Genomic DNA, 14592 nt, shown 5'->3' with positions numbered 1-14592 from the left:
GGGGTGACCGCCTCCCACCGCGCGGTGGCTTCGCGGTTCGCGGCGTAGGGGACGCGCTGCGGGTTGCGATCCGGGAAGCCGGATGGGATCGAGGGGAACCCTGCCAGCCTCGCGTCCCCAGGGGAACGTTCTTAAAACAGATATAAGCCAGTGCTGTGTCGTTCGGGGGATACGGCTCATTCCCGTCCTCGTTGCCAGCGACGTCGTCCCGGATCGCGGTCGCGTGCCGGCCGGCCCCGTCCGACCAGCCCGAACCTGCTCGGCTGTTTGGGGGTGGCATCCGCGTCGGCCAGCAGCATGACCACGCTGGCGCCACCCATGGCGGCCCGGTCCAGGCTGAGCGACCCGCCGGTAGCCTGCGCCACCCGGCGGGCGATGTCCAGCCCCAGACCGGTGGAACCCTGATTGCTCTGCCCGCGCCGCAACGCCCCCTGTGGATCTCCGATGCCGGGGCCGGCGTCGTCGATCCGCAGCGCCACCCAGCCGTCGCGCCGGGACAGCCCGACCTCGAAGGCGGTGCCCTGCGGGGTGTAGCGGAAGACGTTGCCGAGCACCGCGTCCAGCGCGGCGGCCAGCTCGGCCCGGGCCACCGGCACCGGGATCCGCAGGTGCGCGCCGACCACCCGGTACTGCCGCTCCTGGTCGCCGGCGAGCGCGGACCAGAACATCATCCGCTCGCGGACCACCTCGCTGGCGTCGCACAGCCCGTCCTCGGGCGCGGCGGCCACCCGGTCGGCGACGGCCTGCCGGGTGGTGTTGATCAGGTGGTTGACCTCGTCCTCCAGGGTGGTGATCGCCTGCCGGATGCGCCGGATGCCGCGGCGGCGATCGACCTCGTCCGCGGTGAGGTCGATGATCTGGGTGTCGTCCGGGTCGAGCGCCTCGGCGTCGAGCCGCAGCGCGGTCAGCGGGGTACGCAGCCGGTGCGACAGGTCGGCGACCAGTTCGCGTTCGTCGGTCCGGGAGGTTACCAAGCGGTCGGCCATCCGGTTGAAGGCGTAGCCCGCCTCGGCGAGCTCGCGCGGCCCGGACGGGCTGATCCGTACGCCGAGGTCCCCGTCACCGACCGCGAGCGCCGCGTCGACCAGATTGCGGGCCGAGTCGACCGCGCCCCGGGCCAGCCGGTCCACCACCACGACGGCGCCACCGACCAGCATCACGGCGAGGCCGAGCAGCAGCCACCAGTCGCGGGCGGTGTTCCGGTTCAGCGCGGAGGCGGGCACGAACGCCTCGACCACCAGGATCCGGTCCCCGACGGTGACCGGTCGCAGGTGCACCACGCCGCCGTCGACGTCCTCGACGGTCGGCTCGGGCGTGGTCGCGGCCCGGTCGATCAGCGCGCCGTCGGCCCGCCCGCCGGTGGACGGGGCGAGGCCCGGGGTGTGCACCACCGGCGAGCCGCCGGCCAGCGTGGTCGCGGCGGCCAGGCCACGTTCGCCGGTTCCGGCCGCGATGGCGCCGGCCACCGTCGAGGTACGCGCGGCGGCGTCGGCGAGAGCGGCCTCCCGGTGATCGTTGCGCAGGCCCCAGCCGAGCGGGACGAGGAAGACGAGTGCGGCGACGGCGGTGGTGGCGGCGGTGGTGTACGCCAGCCGCAGCCTCAGTCCGGCGCCACCAACCGGAATCCGACCCCCCGCACGGTGCGCAGGTAGCGGGGCTTCGCCGCGGATTCGCCCAGTTTCCGGCGAAGCCAGTACAAATGCACGTCGATGGTCTGGTCCTCGCCGACCGATGGCTGTCGCCATACCTCCTCCAACAGCTCGCGACGGGAAACCACTCGGCCCGGACGGGCGGCGAGGTAGGCCAGCAGGTCGAACTCCTTGCGGGTCAGCGCCAGCGGCTGATCGCCGAGGGTGGCGCTGCGCTCGCCGACGTCCACCCGCAGCTCGCCCACCTCGTGGACGGCGGGTTGCGCGGCCCGGCTGGCCCGGCCGACGCGGCGCAGCACGGTGGCTATCCGCGCGTCCAGGTGGGCGCCGGTGAACGGCTTGACCATGTAGTCGTCGGCGCCGGCCCGCAACAGCCGCACGACGGTCTGCTCGTCGTCGCGCGCGGTGGCGATGATGATCGGCACGTCGGTGATGCCGCGCAGCATCCGCAGCGCGTCCGATCCGTCCAGATCGGGGAGTCCGAGGTCCAGCACGACGAGGTCGGGCGTCTCCGCGGCGACCCGCCGCAACGCTTCCAGGGCGGTGCCGACGGCGTGCACGGCGTGCCCTCGATCGGCGAGCGAACGGAGCATGGCGCCGCGCACGACATGGTCGTCTTCGACGAGCAACACCGTGGCCATGCGAAGACCGTAGCGTCCATGGCAAGGCAGAACCTAAAGGGTGATCGAGCGAGAGTCTTTGATGACTCTCAGTGATGGAATACGATCCGAAGTACCGATGTCTTTCACACTCTTTCCCGATACCCGCCGCACGCTCGCCCTGGAGTCCCTGGCCGGCCTGAGCGTCGGCGACGCCCTCGGCGCGCAGTACTTCGTGCCCGGCAACCGCCCCTCCGACCTCCTCGAAGCGCGCCTCCCGGAACCACCCTGGGAGTGGACCGACGACACCGAGCAGGCCTGCTGCCTGGTCGCCACCCTGGCCGAGGGCGACTTCGACCGGGACGCCTTCGCCACCCTGCTCGCCGCCCGCTTCGAGCCGTACCGGGGTTACGGTCCCGGCGCGGTGACCATGCTGCGCGAGATCCGGGACGGCCTGCCCTGGCCGATCGCCGCGGCCGCCGCCTTCAACGGCCAGGGCTCCTGCGGCAACGGCGCGGCGATGCGCGCCGCGCCGCTGGGCGCCTGGCACGCGGATTCCCTGGTCCACGCGGCCGTTCAGGGGGTCCGCGCCGCGGAGGTCACCCACGCGCACCCGGAGGGGATCGCCGGTGGCGCGGCCGTCACCGTGGCCGCCGCGGTGGCCGCCGCCGCCCGGCTCAACGGCCACCGGCCCGAGCCCGGGCAACTGCTGCGCGCCACGGCGGGGCACACCCCGGCCGGAGTGGTCCACGACGGCCTGATCGAGGCGGCCGGTCTGACCACGACGGTCGTGGAGGCGGCCCACCGGCTCGGCTCGGGCGGGCAGGCGACGGCTCAGGACACCGTGCCGTTCGCCCTGTGGGTCGCCGACCGGTTCCTGGACGACTATCCGGCGGCCGTGGCGGCGTGCGTGGTCGCCGGCGGGGACGTCGACACCACCGCGGCGATCGCCGGGGGAGTCGTGGCGGCGTACACCGGCGTGGAGGGCATCCCGGCGGCGTGGCTGTCGGCCCGCGAACCGCTTCCCGCCTGGTCGGCCGGGGCCGACGGGGAATAGCCCGGGCCGGTGGGGACTGGGGAGCCGGGCGAAACCGGGCGGATAGCATCAGGGACGGCCCGGAGCAGCCGAGGCCGACCCACACGAATGGAGATCACCGTGTCTGCACCCCGTACACCCGCTGTGGCCGACCCCCTAGTCGTCCCGGCCGGGACTACGGCGGCCGACGCGGTGGCCGCCGCGGGGCTTCCCGCGCACGGGCCGAAGGCGATCGTCGTGGTCCGTGAGGCCGACGGCCGGCTGCGCGACCTGAACTGGGCGCCGGCGGCCGACGCCGAGGTGACCCCGGTCGCCATCGACACCCCGGACGGCCTCGACGTGCTGCGCCACTCCACCGCGCACGTGCTGGCCCAGGCCGTGCAGGACGTGTTCCCGGAGGCGAAGCTGGGCATCGGCCCGCCGATCCGGGACGGGTTCTACTACGACTTCGACGTCGAGAAGCCGTTCCAGCCCGAGGACCTGACGAAGCTCGAGAAGCGGATGCAGGAGATCATCAAGGCCGGGCAGACCTTCAACCGCCGGGAGTACGGGACTCTCGACGAGGCCAAGGCCGAGCTGCACGCCGAGCCGTTCAAGCTCGAACTGGTCGACATCAAGGGTGACGTGGACGAGGAGGCCGCCGCCGTCGGTGCGGGCGAGCTGACCCACTACGACAACCTGGACAAGGACGGCAACCGCGTCTGGGGCGACCTGTGCCGCGGCCCGCACCTGCCGTCGACCCGGCTCATCCCGGCGTTCAAGCTGATGCGGTCGGCCGCCGCCTACTGGCGCGGCTCGGAGAAGAACCCGCAGCTGCAGCGCGTCTACGGGACGGCGTGGCCGTCGCGGGACGAACTCAAGGCGTACCTCAACCGTCTCGCCGAGGCCGAGCGCCGCGACCACCGCAAGCTGGGCACCGAGCTGGACCTCTTCTCCTTTCCCGACGAGATCGGGTCGGGTCTCGTGGTCTTCCACCCGAAGGGTGGGGTGATCAAGCGCGAGATGGAGGACTACGTCCGCGCCCGCCACATCGAAGAGGGCTTCCAGTACGTCGGCTCGCCGCACATCACCAAGGAAGGCCTGTTCCACACCTCGGGCCACCTGCCGTACTACAAGGACACCATGTTCCCCCCGATGGAGCTGGAGGGGGCGAACTACTACCTCAAGGCGATGAACTGCCCGATGCACAACCTGATCTTCAGGTCGCGCGGGCGGTCCTACCGTGAGCTGCCGATGCGGCTGTTCGAGTTCGGCACGGTCTACCGCTACGAGAAGTCCGGCGTGGTGCACGGCCTGACCCGGGTGCGCGGCCTGACCCAGGACGACTCGCACTCCTACGTCACCGCCGAGCAGGCCCCGGCCGAGATCAAGCACCTGCTGAACTTCGTCCGCTCGCTGCTCGACGACTTCGGCCTGGACGACTACTACCTGGAGCTGTCGACCCGAGACCCGAAGAGCGACAAGTTCATCGGTACGGACGAACAGTGGGAGAAGGCCACCAAGGTCCTGGAGGACGTGGCTACCGAGTCCGGCCTGGAGTTGGTGCTCGACCCGGGTGGCGCGGCCTTCTACGGCCCGAAGATCAGTGTCCAGGCGAAGGACGCGATCGGCCGTACGTGGCAGATGTCGACCATCCAGTACGACTTCAACCAGCCCGCCGGGTTCGGTCTGGAGTACCAGGCGGCCGACGGCACCCGGCAGGAGCCGGTGATGATCCACTCCGCGAAGTTCGGCTCGATCGAGCGGTTCTTCGGCGTGCTGGTCGAGCACTACGCGGGCGCGTTCCCGGCCTGGCTCGCGCCGGTGCAGGTGGTCGGCATCCCGATCCGCGACGACCACGCCTCGTACCTCGAGGAATTCGTCACGAAGCTTCGTAAAGCAGGCATCCGGGCGGAAGTGGACCACTCCACCGAGCGGATGCAGAAGAAGATCCGCACCGCCCAGCAGCAGAAGATCCCGTTCATGGCGATCGCCGGCGACGACGACGTCAACGGCGGCACCGTGTCGTTCCGCTACCGGGACGGCTCGCAGCGCAACGGCGTCTCCATCGACGAGGCGGTCGCGCACGTGGTCGAGGTGGTTCGCTCCCGGGTCAACACCGGGCCCTCGGCGGCCTGACCGCGGTCACCGGCCTCCACCGCCCAGCGCGATGTTCGGTGGAGGCCGGTTCCGCATAGGATGCGGACGTGGACGATCTGGGTGAGCCGGACGGGCTGGAGCGGCTCTGGACGCCGCACCGGATGACCTACATCTCGGGCGAGGACCGGCCCGAGGGTGGGTACGAGAAACCCGCCGGCTGCCCGTTCTGCCTGGCGCCCGGCCGGCCCGAGGCGGAGACGCTGGTGGTGGCGCGGGGCGAGCTGGTCTTCGCGGTGCTGAACCTGTACCCGTACAACCCGGGGCACCTGCTGATCTGCCCGTACCGGCATGTGGCCGACTACACCGACCTCACCGAGTCCGAGACGGTCGAGGTGGCCGCGTTCACCCGGACGGCGATGCGGGTGATCCGGGCGAGCAGCAGCCCGCACGGCTTCAACCTGGGGATGAACCAGGGCTCGGTGGCCGGCGCCGGGATCGCCGCCCACCTGCACCAGCACGTGGTGCCGCGGTGGGGCGGCGACGCCAACTTCATGCCGGTGGTCGGCCGGACCAAGGTGCTGCCGCAGTTGCTCTACGACACCCGGGACCTACTGGCCAAGAACTGGCCCGCCGCCTAGGGCCCGGATCCCGGCGACGACCTCCTCGGCCGACGGGGCGGTCGCCGGGTCGGTGAGCCACTGGGTCACCACCCCGGACATCAACGCCATCTGGACGGCGCCGACGGTGCGCACGGTGGCCTCCTCCAGCTCGTCCTCGGGCCGGCCGGTGACCAGCGCGGTCATGCCCTTACGGCCCTCGTGGACGCCGGCCGCGAGCTGGGCGCGCAGCGCCGGGTCGTGCTCGCTCTGGGTCAGCGCCTCGACGCTGGCGAGCCAGAGCGGCCGGTCCGCCTGGATGGAGCGGATCACCCGCCGCCAGAACCGCAGCATCGGCTCGGCGTCGCCGTCGTCGTCCGGTTCGCTCAGCGCCCGGCCGACCGCCTCGCCCCAGTCCTCCATCGAGCTGATCATCGCGGCGGTGAGCAGCGCCTTCGTCGATCCGTAGTGGTAGCCGATCGACGCCAGGTTCGTCCCGGAGGCGAACACGATGTCGCGTGCGGTGATGTTGGCGTACCCCTTCTCGTAGAGCGCTCGCTTCGCTCCTACCAGCAGGTCTTCCCGGTGGCCCATGCCGCGCATCCTAACTTCTATACAAGCGTCTAAGACGCTTGTATAGTTTTTCGCATGACCAATCGCGAGGTGTTGATTTCAGGAGCGGGTGTGGCGGGCCCGGCGCTGGCCTTCTGGCTGGTGCGGGCGGGGTGGCGGGTCACCGTCGTGGAGCGGGCGCCGGAGCTGCGGGCGGAGGGCTACAAGGTGGACGTCCGCGGTGCGGCGACCACGGTCCTGGCGCGCATGGGCCTGCACGAGGCGGCCCGCGAGCGGGACACCGGGATGCGGCGGATCACCTATGTGAAGCGGGACGGACGGCCGATCGCCAGCCTCCCGGCCGACCTGCTGATGGGCCGGCGCGGCGACGACCTGGAGATCATGCGCGGCGACCTCGGGCGGATCCTGTTCGACGCCACCGTCGGCGACGTGGACTACCGGTTCGGCGACGCGATCGCCGGCCTCGCCGACGGGCCGGACGGGGTGGAGGTCACCTTCGAGAGCGGTGCCCGGGCGGTGTTCGCGTTCGTGGTCGGCGCAGACGGCCTGCACTCGGCGACCCGGCGGCGGGTGCTGGGCGAGACTCCGCTGAATCACCTGGGCGCGTATATCTCGATCTTCTCGGCGCCCAACGACCTGGGCATCGACCGGGAGGAGATCATGTATACGGAGCCCGGCCGGCTGATCTTCGCGTATGCGATGGGCGCCGGTGAGCAGGCCTTGGTCGGCATGACCTTCGCGGCCGGCCCGCTCGACCACGACCGGCGTGACGTGGCCGGACAGAAGGACCTCGTCCGGGCGGCCTTCGCGGGCCGCGGCTGGCGCAGCGACGCGTTCCTGGCGGCGATGGACACCTCCGCCGACTTCTACTTCGACTCGATCAGTCAGGTGGAGCTGCCGAGCTGGTCGGCCGGGCGGGTGACGCTGCTCGGCGACGCGGCGTACTGTCCGTCACCGGCCTCCGGGCAGGGCACCAGCGTGGCCCTGACCGGGGCCTACGTGCTCGGCCGGCATCTCGGCACCCCGGGCGGGCTCGCCGCCTACGAGGCCGAGATGCGGCCGTACGTGGAGAAGAACATGGCCTTCGGCCGGAAGATGGCCCGGGACATGGTGCCCGGCAGCCGCCTCGCCATCGCCGTCCGCAACTACGGGATGCGGACCCTGCGCTTCCACCCGCGCAAGGAGCAGGTGATCGACAAGGTGCTCGCGCCGATGCACGAGGCGGCCAACGCCATCGTCATCTAGCCACCGCGTGCTCCTTGCGCACGGCCTCGGCCAGGTGCGGGGGCATCGGCTCGTGCCGGATGTAGTGCCGGGTGAAGGTGCCGGTGCCCGAGGTGAGCGCACGCAGCTCGACGGCGTAGCGGACCAGCTCGGTGGCCGGGACCTCGGCGCGGACCAGGCTGGCCTCGCCCTCGCCGCCGGACTCGCTGCCCATCGGGCGGCCGCGGCGGCCGGACAGGTCGCTCATCACCGCGCCGACGTAGGACTCCGGCACCCGCACCACGATCTCGTCCACCGGCTCGAGCAGGGTGATGTGGCCCTGTTCGGCGGCGGCCCGCAGCGCCAGCGCCCCGGCCGTCTGGAAGGCGGCGTCCGAGGAGTCGACACTGTGCGCCTTGCCGTCGTAGAGGGTGACCTTGACGTCCACCACCGGGCAGCCGGCGGCCAGGCCGCGCTCGAGCTGGGCGCGGACGCCCTTCTCCACCGACGGGATGTAGTTGTGCGGCACGGCGCCGCCCACCACCCGGTCGACGAACTGGAAGCCCTCGCCGCGGGGCAGCGGCTCCACCTCGATGTCGCAGACCGCGTACTGTCCGTGGCCGCCGGACTGCTTCACGTGCCGGCCGTGGCCCTTGGCCCCGCTGCCGAACGTCTCCCGCAGCGCCACCTTGACCGGCTCGGTGTCCAGCTCGACGCCGCCCGAGCGGAGCCGGTCGAGCACAACGTCCGCGTGCGACTCGCCCATGGTCCAGAGCACCAGCTGGTGGGTCTCGGCGTTGCGCTCCAGGCGCAGCGTCGGGTCACCGGCGACCAGCTTCGCCAGGTTCTTGGCGAGGGCGTCCTCGTCCGAGCGGGTCTTGGCCACCACGGCGATCGGCAGCAGCGGCTCGGGCATCCGCCACGGCTCCATGAGCAGCGGATCGTCCTTGCTGGACAGGGTGTCACCGGTCTCCGCCGAGCCCGACTTGGTGATCGCGCAGAGGTCGCCCGCCAGGCAGGAGGGCACCTCGCGGAGCTGGGCGCCGAGCGGGGAGTAGACGTGCGCCACCCGCTCGTCGGCGTCGTGGTCGGGGTGCCCGCGCTCGGCCATGCCGTGCCCCGAGACGTGCAGCGTCTGATCGGGGCGCAGGGTGCCGGAGAAGACCCGGACCAGGGAGACCCGGCCGACGTGCCGGTCGATCGTGGTGCGGACCACCTCGGCCACCAGCGGGCCGGACGGGTCGCAGGTCAGCGGCGGGCGGGGTGAGCCGTCCACCCCGGTGACGACCGGCAGATCGTGCTCCAGCGGTGACGGGAAGCCGCTGGCGATGACGTCGAGCAGCGCGTCCAGGCCGACGCCGGTGCCGGCGCAGACCGGGACGACCGGGTAGAAGTTCCCTCGCGCGACGGCCTTCTCCAGGTCCGGGATCAGGGCGTCCGTGCTGATCATCTCGCCGCCGAGGTAGCGGTCCATGAGGGTCTCGTCCTCGCTCTCCGCGATGATGCCCTCGATCAGCGTGTTCCGGTCGTCGGAGATCGGGTTCAGGTGCTCCGGTTCGGCCTCGCCCGCCCGCGGCGGGTAGCCGGCCGAGTAGTCCAGCACCCGCAGGGTGATCAGCCCGAGCAGCCCGGCGACGGCCTGCCCGTCGTCGGCGAGCATCGGCTGGTAGATCGGCATGACGTTCTCGCCGAACGCCTCCTGGCAGTCCTGCAGCGCCTGGTCGTAGTCGGCGCGCGGGTGGTCGAGGCGGGTGATGGCGACGGCGCGCGGCATGCCGACCGCGGCGCACTCCTCCCAGAGAGACACCGTGGAGTCGTCCACGCCGTCGACCGCGGAGACCACGAACAGCGCGCCGTCCGCGGCCCGCAGCCCGGCCCGCAGCTCACCGACGAAGTCGGCGTACCCCGGGGTGTCCAACAGATTGATCTTCACATCGCCGTGCATCAGCGGCGCGCAGGCCAGCGCCACCGAACGCTGCTGCCGGATCGCCGCCGGGTCGTGATCGGTCACCGTGGTGCCCTCGGTCACCCCGCCCGCCCGCGGAATCGTCCCGCTGGCCGAGAGCAGCGCCTCGACCAGGGTCGTCTTCCCGGAACCGGAGTGGCCGACGAGCACCACGTTACGAACTCTGCCGGGGTCGGTCACCGCCGGCGCACCGGCGCCGGCAAGCCCTTTCTCCGAAGTCTTCTGCGCCATGCCGAGCGCTCCCGTCGTTTCCCGTTTGTTACACCGCTGTTGTTTGAATCCCACACCCGGCGCGGTAGTGGTCGCAAGGACTTCAGGCCGGTAACTGTGCCGGATGGTGACGATCCGGCCAACCCGCGGCCTGAGCCGTACCACCGCTGGTCGCACCCCGTTATGGTGGGACGGCCATGGCAAAGATCGTTCAATCAACGGCCCGCGCCGTCGTCGCATATGTCGTCGACCCCGTCGCCCGTTTTCTTCTCCGGATCGGCGTCTCACCCGACGCGGTCACCATCGCAGGCACGGTCGGCGTGCTGTTCGGTTCGTACCTCGGTGCGCAGGGTCACCTGTTCTGGGCCACCGTGATCGTAACCGCCTGTGCCCTCACCGACGTGCTCGACGGCACAATGGCCCGGATACGGGGCGGTTCCTCCAAGTTCGGGGCGTTGCTCGACTCGTCCATGGACCGGATCGCCGACGGCGCCGTGTTCGGGGCCGTCGCCTACTACCTCGCCACCGAGGGCAACCCGTACGGCGGTGTCGTCGCGGCCCTGATCAGCCTGGTCTTCGGGCAGGTCGTGTCGTACGTCAAGGCCCGCGCCCAGAGCCTCGGCCTGAACGCCGACGTCGGCATCGCCGAGCGCCTGGAACGGCTGCTCATCGTCGGTGCGGGCGGCCTGCTCGGCGCGGCCGGCCTGGAGTGGGGCCTGCCGGCCGCGCTCTGGGTGCTGGCCGTGCTCTCCGTGATCACCGCCTTCCAGCGGCTGCTGCACGCGCGGCGCACCGAGCCGAAGGCGCCGGCCGAGTGAAGGACCGGTTGATCGAGCTCGGCTACCTGGCCGGGTGGCGGGTGGTTCGTGCGCTCCCGCTCCCGGTGGCGAAGAGGCTGTTCCGGACGGTGGCCGACCGCGCCTGGAAGGGTGACGGCCCCGGCACCCAGCGGCTGCGGCGCAACCTGCGGCAGGTCGTCGGCGAGGACATGCCGGAGACCCTGGTCCGCGACGCGCTGCGCTCCTACGCGCGGTACTGGATGGAGGCGTTCCGCCTGCCGACGCAGAACCGTGCGCAGTTCCTCGACGGGTTCTTCATGGTCCCGGAGAGCTACCAGAAGCTGAAGAAGGCGGCCACCGACGGCAACGGCGTGATCCTGGCGCTGCCGCACGTGGCGAACTGGGACGCGGCCGGCGCCTGGGTGTGCTCGCACGACTGGCCGTTGATCACGGTGGCCGAGCGGCTCAAGCCCGAGGGGGTGGCCCGGGCGTTCCTGGCGTACCGGGAGAAGCTCGGCATGAAGGTGCTCCCGCACACCGGCGGCGAGCGGTCACCCCTGGAAGTGCTCACCGAACACCTGGGGAAGGGCTGGGTGGTGGCCCTGCTCGGCGACCGGGACCTGTCCCGCTCCGGCGTCGAGGTGGAGTTCTTCGGCGGGCGCACCCGGATGCCGGGCGGGCCCGCGCTGCTCGCCATCCGCACCGGGGCGCCGATCTTCGCGGTCGACTGCTGGTACGACGAGCGGCGGGTGATGGCCCGGATGCGCGAGATCACCCCACCCGCCGACGGGCCGCTCGACGAACGGATCAAGCGGACCACCCAGCAGCTCGCGGACGCGTACGCGGCCGGCATCGCCGACCACCCGCAGGACTGGCACATGCTCCAGAAGCTCTGGCTCTAGGAGGCGCCGTGCGGATCGGGATCGTCTCGCCCTACTCGTTCGACGTCCCCGGCGGCGTGCAGAACCACATCATGGACCTGGCGGAGGCGCTGCTCGGCCTCGGTCACGTGGTGAGCGTGCTGGCGCCCGCCGACGACGACGCGGAACTGCCGGACTACCTGGTGCCCGCCGGGCGCGCGGTGGCACTGCCGTACAACGGGTCGGTGGCCCGGATCGCGTTCGGGCCGGTCTCCACGGCCCGGGTCCGGCGCTGGCTCAAGCACGGCGAGTTCGACGTGCTCCACGTGCACGAGCCGTTCTCGCCCAGCCTGTCGTTCCTGGCCGTGGTCTCCGCGCGTGGCCCGGTGGTGGCCACCTTCCACACCGCGATGACCCGGTCCCGGGCGCTCTCCGGGTTGCAGCCGTTCCTCCAGCCGGTGGCGGAGAAGATCACCGCCCGGATCGCGGTCAGCGAACTGGCCCGCAAGGTGCAGGTCGAGCATCTCGGTGGCGGCGCCGTCGAGATCCCCAACGGGGTCGCGGTGGCCAAGTTCGCCTCGGCTTCGCCATTGCCGGGATGGCCCGGCCAGGGTGGGACGCTGGGCTTCCTGGGCCGGTTCACCGAGCCGCGCAAGGGCTTCCCCCTGCTGCGTACGGCGTACGTGTCGCTGGCTCGCGAACGTCCCGGGCTGCGGCTGCTGGTGGCCGGCCCGGGCGACCGCGACGAGCTGTACGACGACATCCCCGCCGACCTGCACGACCGGGTGGAGTTCCTGGGCCTGGTCTCCGAGGCGGACAAGGCCCGGATGCTGCGCAGCGTCGACGTCTACGTGGCCCCGAACACCGGCGGCGAGAGCTTCGGCATGATCCTCACCGAGGCGATGGCGGCCGGCGCGACGATCGCGGCGAGCGACCTGGACGCGTTCCGCCGGGTGCTGGACGGCGGCCGGGCCGGCGCGCTGTTCCCCAACGGCGACCAGGCCGCGCTCACCCGGCTGCTCGGCGACCTGCTGGACGACCCGGCCCGGCGGGCCGCCCTGTCCTCCTGCGCGCGTCAGGTGGTCGGGACGTTCGACTGGCCGAGTGTGGCCAACCGGGTGCTCGAGGTGTACGCGACCGCGATCGAGGCCACCGACGGGAGGGTTTTCGACGACGAGTGGTCCTGACCACCACCACGGTGACAGACGGGCACTACGATGCCCGGCATGTGGTGGGTGGTGGGAGTCGTCGTGCTGGCCGCGATCTTCTCGGCGTACCTCGGCTGGACCGCCCAGCGGGTGGAACGCCTGCACGCGCGGGCCCGGTCGGCCGAGCGGGCGCTGGACGCGCATCTGTTGCGCCGGGCCGCGGCGGCCGCGGTGGTCGCCGAGCAGGCCGAGTCGGTGGAGCTGTACGCGGCGGCCCGGCTGGCGCTGGACGCCGACCCCGGCGAGCGGGAGACGGCGGAGAACGACCTGACCCGCCAGTTGCAGAAGGTCGTCCTGGACCCGGCCGACCCGGCGGCGCGCACCCTGGTGGCCACCAGCCGGCGTGTCGTGCTGGCCCGCCAGGTGCACACCGACCAGGTCCGGGACGCGCAGAACGCCCGCCGCCGGGTGGTCGTCCGCCTGCTCCGGCTGGCCCGCCGCTACCCGCGGCCGGAGTACTTCGACATCGTCGAGCCGGTGCTGCCCGAACTCCCCCCGGCCCCACTACCCGCCCAGGCCGTCTGATCCGCTGACCCTCTCGGGAACGGTCACTCCGCAAAACGCCGCCGGTGACGAGGCAGGTGATTTGCCGACGCCAGCGGGTTTTGCTGGCGGCGGGAAATCACCTGCCTCGTCACCGGTTACAAGGCGTTTTGCCGCGGAGCGAAGCGGAGCCAATTAGGCCCAGCGTTTTGCCGCGGAGCGAAGCGGAGCAAAGCTAGCTCAGTCACCAGCCGCGCTCGGAGAGGCGGTGGGGGACCGGCTCGTCCTCGACGTTGATGCCGACCATGGCCTCGCCCAGGCCGCGGGAGACCTTGGCGATCACGTCCGGGTCGTCGTGGAAGGTGGTGGCCTTCACGATGGCGGCGGCGCGCTGGGCCGGGTTGCCGGACTTGAAGATGCCGGAGCCGACGAAGACGCCCTCGGCGCCGAGCTGCATCATCATGGCCGCGTCGGCGGGGGTGGCGATGCCGCCCGCGGTGAACAGCACGACCGGCAGCTTGCCCAGCTCGGCGACCTCCTTGACCAGCTCGTACGGCGCCTGGAGCTCCTTGGCGGCCACGTACAGCTCGTCCTCGGGCAGGGTCTGCAACCGGCGGATCTCGGCCCGGATCTTCCGCATGTGGGTGGTGGCGTTGGAGACGTCACCGGTGCCGGCCTCACCCTTCGACCGGATCATGGCGGCGCCCTCGGTGATCCGGCGCAGCGCCTCGCCCAGGTTGGTGGCCCCGCAGACGAACGGCACGGTGAACTGCCACTTGTCGATGTGGTTGGCGAAGTCGGCGGGGGAGAGCACCTCGGACTCGTCCACGTAGTCGACGCCGAGCGCTTGGAGCACCTGGGCCTCGACGAAGTGGCCGATGCGGGCCTTGGCCATCACCGGGATGGAGACCGCGCCGATGATCCCCTCGATCATGTCGGGGTCGGACATGCGGGAGATGCCACCCTGGGCGCGGATGTCGGCCGGCACACGCTCCAGCGCCATGACCGCGACGGCGCCCGCGTCCTCGGCGATCTTCGCCTGCTCGGCGTTGACCACGTCCATGATCACGCCGCCCTTGAGCATCTCCGCCATGCCGCGCTTGACGCGGGCGGTTCCGACGGCGGGCTGGTTCTCAGACATGGGGATTCGGCTCCTCGTGCGGGTTATCGGATGAACGGGATACTACGAACGCGCAGTACGTGCTCCGATAGCCAATCGGCTCCCCGGTGGCCTGCTTTACGCGAGCAGGCTCGGCACCTTCTCGAAGAGCTCGGTGGTGAAGGTCATCATCGAGTGGAGCATCCAGTTGCCGGCCAGCAGCAGGGCCGCGCCGATCGCGATCGCCTTCGG

At 71.5% G+C, this 14592-nt stretch carries 14 protein-coding genes; 8 read left to right on the top strand and 6 right to left on the bottom strand.

Translation table 11 applies throughout. The annotated features are described in order from the left end of the window. Positions 1–176: 176 nt before the first annotated feature. Together IEZ13_RS00070 and IEZ13_RS00065 are read right to left on the bottom strand one after the other, a co-directional pair. On the bottom strand, positions 177–1598 hold the full coding sequence (locus tag IEZ13_RS00070; protein ID WP_183217111.1) for a HAMP domain-containing sensor histidine kinase: 1422 nt from the start codon (positions 1596–1598) through the stop codon (positions 177–179). Positions 1599–1600: 2 nt separating this feature from the next. After that, entirely contained in the window at positions 1601–2290 is a 690-nt protein-coding gene (locus tag IEZ13_RS00065) for a response regulator transcription factor (RefSeq protein ID WP_043525920.1), read from the bottom strand. 97 nt (positions 2291–2387) lie between these two features. On the opposite strand from IEZ13_RS00065, the gene IEZ13_RS00060 reads away from it, so the two are divergent. The 3 genes from IEZ13_RS00060 to IEZ13_RS00050 all read left to right on the top strand — a co-directional run bounded on the left by IEZ13_RS00060 (position 2388) and on the right by IEZ13_RS00050 (position 6001). Continuing rightward, positions 2388–3305 (top strand): ADP-ribosylglycohydrolase family protein, encoded by a 918-nt coding sequence (locus IEZ13_RS00060; RefSeq protein WP_183215357.1) that lies wholly within the window; start codon positions 2388–2390, stop codon positions 3303–3305. A gap of 99 nt (positions 3306–3404) precedes the next feature. Continuing rightward, positions 3405–5402, top strand: a complete 1998-nt coding sequence (thrS, locus tag IEZ13_RS00055; protein ID WP_183215355.1) for a threonine--tRNA ligase — start codon at positions 3405–3407, stop codon at positions 5400–5402. A gap of 122 nt (positions 5403–5524) precedes the next feature. Continuing rightward, positions 5525–6001, top strand: coding sequence for an HIT family protein (locus IEZ13_RS00050; RefSeq protein ID WP_183217109.1), 477 nt, complete (start codon positions 5525–5527; stop codon positions 5999–6001). Here IEZ13_RS00050 and IEZ13_RS00045 read toward each other — a convergent pair. Continuing rightward, a complete protein-coding gene (locus tag IEZ13_RS00045; protein ID WP_183215353.1) occupies positions 5972–6553 on the bottom strand; it encodes a TetR/AcrR family transcriptional regulator in 582 nt (193 codons plus the stop codon). The genes IEZ13_RS00050 and IEZ13_RS00045 overlap by 30 nt on opposite strands. Positions 6554–6607: 54 nt before the next feature. On the opposite strand from IEZ13_RS00045, the gene IEZ13_RS00040 reads away from it, so the two are divergent. After that, on the top strand, positions 6608–7777 hold the full coding sequence (locus tag IEZ13_RS00040; protein ID WP_183215351.1) for an FAD-dependent monooxygenase: 1170 nt from the start codon (positions 6608–6610) through the stop codon (positions 7775–7777). Here the strand turns inward: IEZ13_RS00040 and IEZ13_RS00035 are convergent. Beyond that, positions 7770–9932, bottom strand: coding sequence for an elongation factor G-like protein EF-G2 (locus IEZ13_RS00035; protein ID WP_183215348.1), 2163 nt, complete (start codon positions 9930–9932; stop codon positions 7770–7772). The genes IEZ13_RS00040 and IEZ13_RS00035 overlap by 8 nt on opposite strands. Positions 9933–10108: 176 nt before the next feature. Between IEZ13_RS00035 and pgsA the strand changes: the two genes are divergently transcribed. Genes pgsA through IEZ13_RS00015 form a run of 4 tightly spaced genes read left to right on the top strand, consistent with a single transcriptional unit; the run spans position 10109 to position 13283 of the window. Continuing rightward, positions 10109–10729 carry a phosphatidylinositol phosphate synthase gene (pgsA, locus tag IEZ13_RS00030; protein WP_183215346.1) on the top strand — a complete coding sequence of 207 codons (621 nt, stop codon included), beginning with the start codon at positions 10109–10111 and terminating at the stop codon, positions 10727–10729. After that, a complete protein-coding gene (locus tag IEZ13_RS00025) occupies positions 10726–11592 on the top strand; it encodes a phosphatidylinositol mannoside acyltransferase (protein WP_183215344.1) in 867 nt (288 codons plus the stop codon). Before pgsA ends, IEZ13_RS00025 begins: the two co-directional genes overlap by 4 nt. Positions 11593–11600: 8 nt before the next feature. Then, positions 11601–12737: a glycosyltransferase family 4 protein gene (locus tag IEZ13_RS00020; protein WP_183215342.1), complete on the top strand. Its 1137-nt coding sequence runs from the start codon at positions 11601–11603 to the stop codon at positions 12735–12737. Between the two features lie 30 nt (positions 12738–12767). Beyond that, positions 12768–13283: a hypothetical protein gene (locus tag IEZ13_RS00015; RefSeq protein WP_183215340.1), complete on the top strand. Its 516-nt coding sequence runs from the start codon at positions 12768–12770 to the stop codon at positions 13281–13283. 202 nt (positions 13284–13485) lie between these two features. Here IEZ13_RS00015 and pdxS read toward each other — a convergent pair whose 3' ends face one another. Continuing rightward, a complete protein-coding gene (gene pdxS / locus IEZ13_RS00010) occupies positions 13486–14382 on the bottom strand; it encodes a pyridoxal 5'-phosphate synthase lyase subunit PdxS (protein ID WP_183215338.1) in 897 nt (298 codons plus the stop codon). Between the two features lie 96 nt (positions 14383–14478). Then, positions 14479–14583 carry a hypothetical protein gene (locus IEZ13_RS00005; protein ID WP_268240069.1) on the bottom strand — a complete coding sequence of 35 codons (105 nt, stop codon included), beginning with the start codon at positions 14581–14583 and terminating at the stop codon, positions 14479–14481. Between the last annotated feature and the right edge of the window lie 9 nt (positions 14584–14592).

Source organism: Actinoplanes campanulatus (assembly GCF_014647795.1).
Lineage (GTDB): Bacteria > Actinomycetota > Actinomycetes > Mycobacteriales > Micromonosporaceae > Actinoplanes > Actinoplanes campanulatus.
Note: the sequence above shows the minus strand (reverse complement) of the source record. Positions and strands in the feature narration are given on the sequence as shown.

What these genes read in the sequence shown, in the direction of transcription:
- IEZ13_RS00065 (WP_043525920.1), bottom strand. Translation starts at nt 2,290, where the DNA reads ATGGCCACGGTGTTGCTCGTCGAAGACGACCATGTCGTGCGCGGCGCC.
- IEZ13_RS00060 (WP_183215357.1), top strand. Translation starts at nt 2,388, where the DNA reads ATGTCTTTCACACTCTTTCCCGATACCCGCCGCACGCTCGCCCTGGAG.
- IEZ13_RS00050 (WP_183217109.1), top strand. Translation starts at nt 5,525, where the DNA reads ATGACCTACATCTCGGGCGAGGACCGGCCCGAGGGTGGGTACGAGAAA.
- IEZ13_RS00045 (WP_183215353.1), bottom strand. Translation starts at nt 6,553, where the DNA reads ATGGGCCACCGGGAAGACCTGCTGGTAGGAGCGAAGCGAGCGCTCTAC.
- IEZ13_RS00040 (WP_183215351.1), top strand. Translation starts at nt 6,608, where the DNA reads ATGACCAATCGCGAGGTGTTGATTTCAGGAGCGGGTGTGGCGGGCCCG.
- IEZ13_RS00035 (WP_183215348.1), bottom strand. Translation starts at nt 9,932, where the DNA reads ATGGCGCAGAAGACTTCGGAGAAAGGGCTTGCCGGCGCCGGTGCGCCG.
- pgsA (WP_183215346.1), top strand. Translation starts at nt 10,109, where the DNA reads ATGGCAAAGATCGTTCAATCAACGGCCCGCGCCGTCGTCGCATATGTC.
- IEZ13_RS00015 (WP_183215340.1), top strand. Translation starts at nt 12,768, where the DNA reads ATGCCCGGCATGTGGTGGGTGGTGGGAGTCGTCGTGCTGGCCGCGATC.
- pdxS (WP_183215338.1), bottom strand. Translation starts at nt 14,382, where the DNA reads ATGTCTGAGAACCAGCCCGCCGTCGGAACCGCCCGCGTCAAGCGCGGC.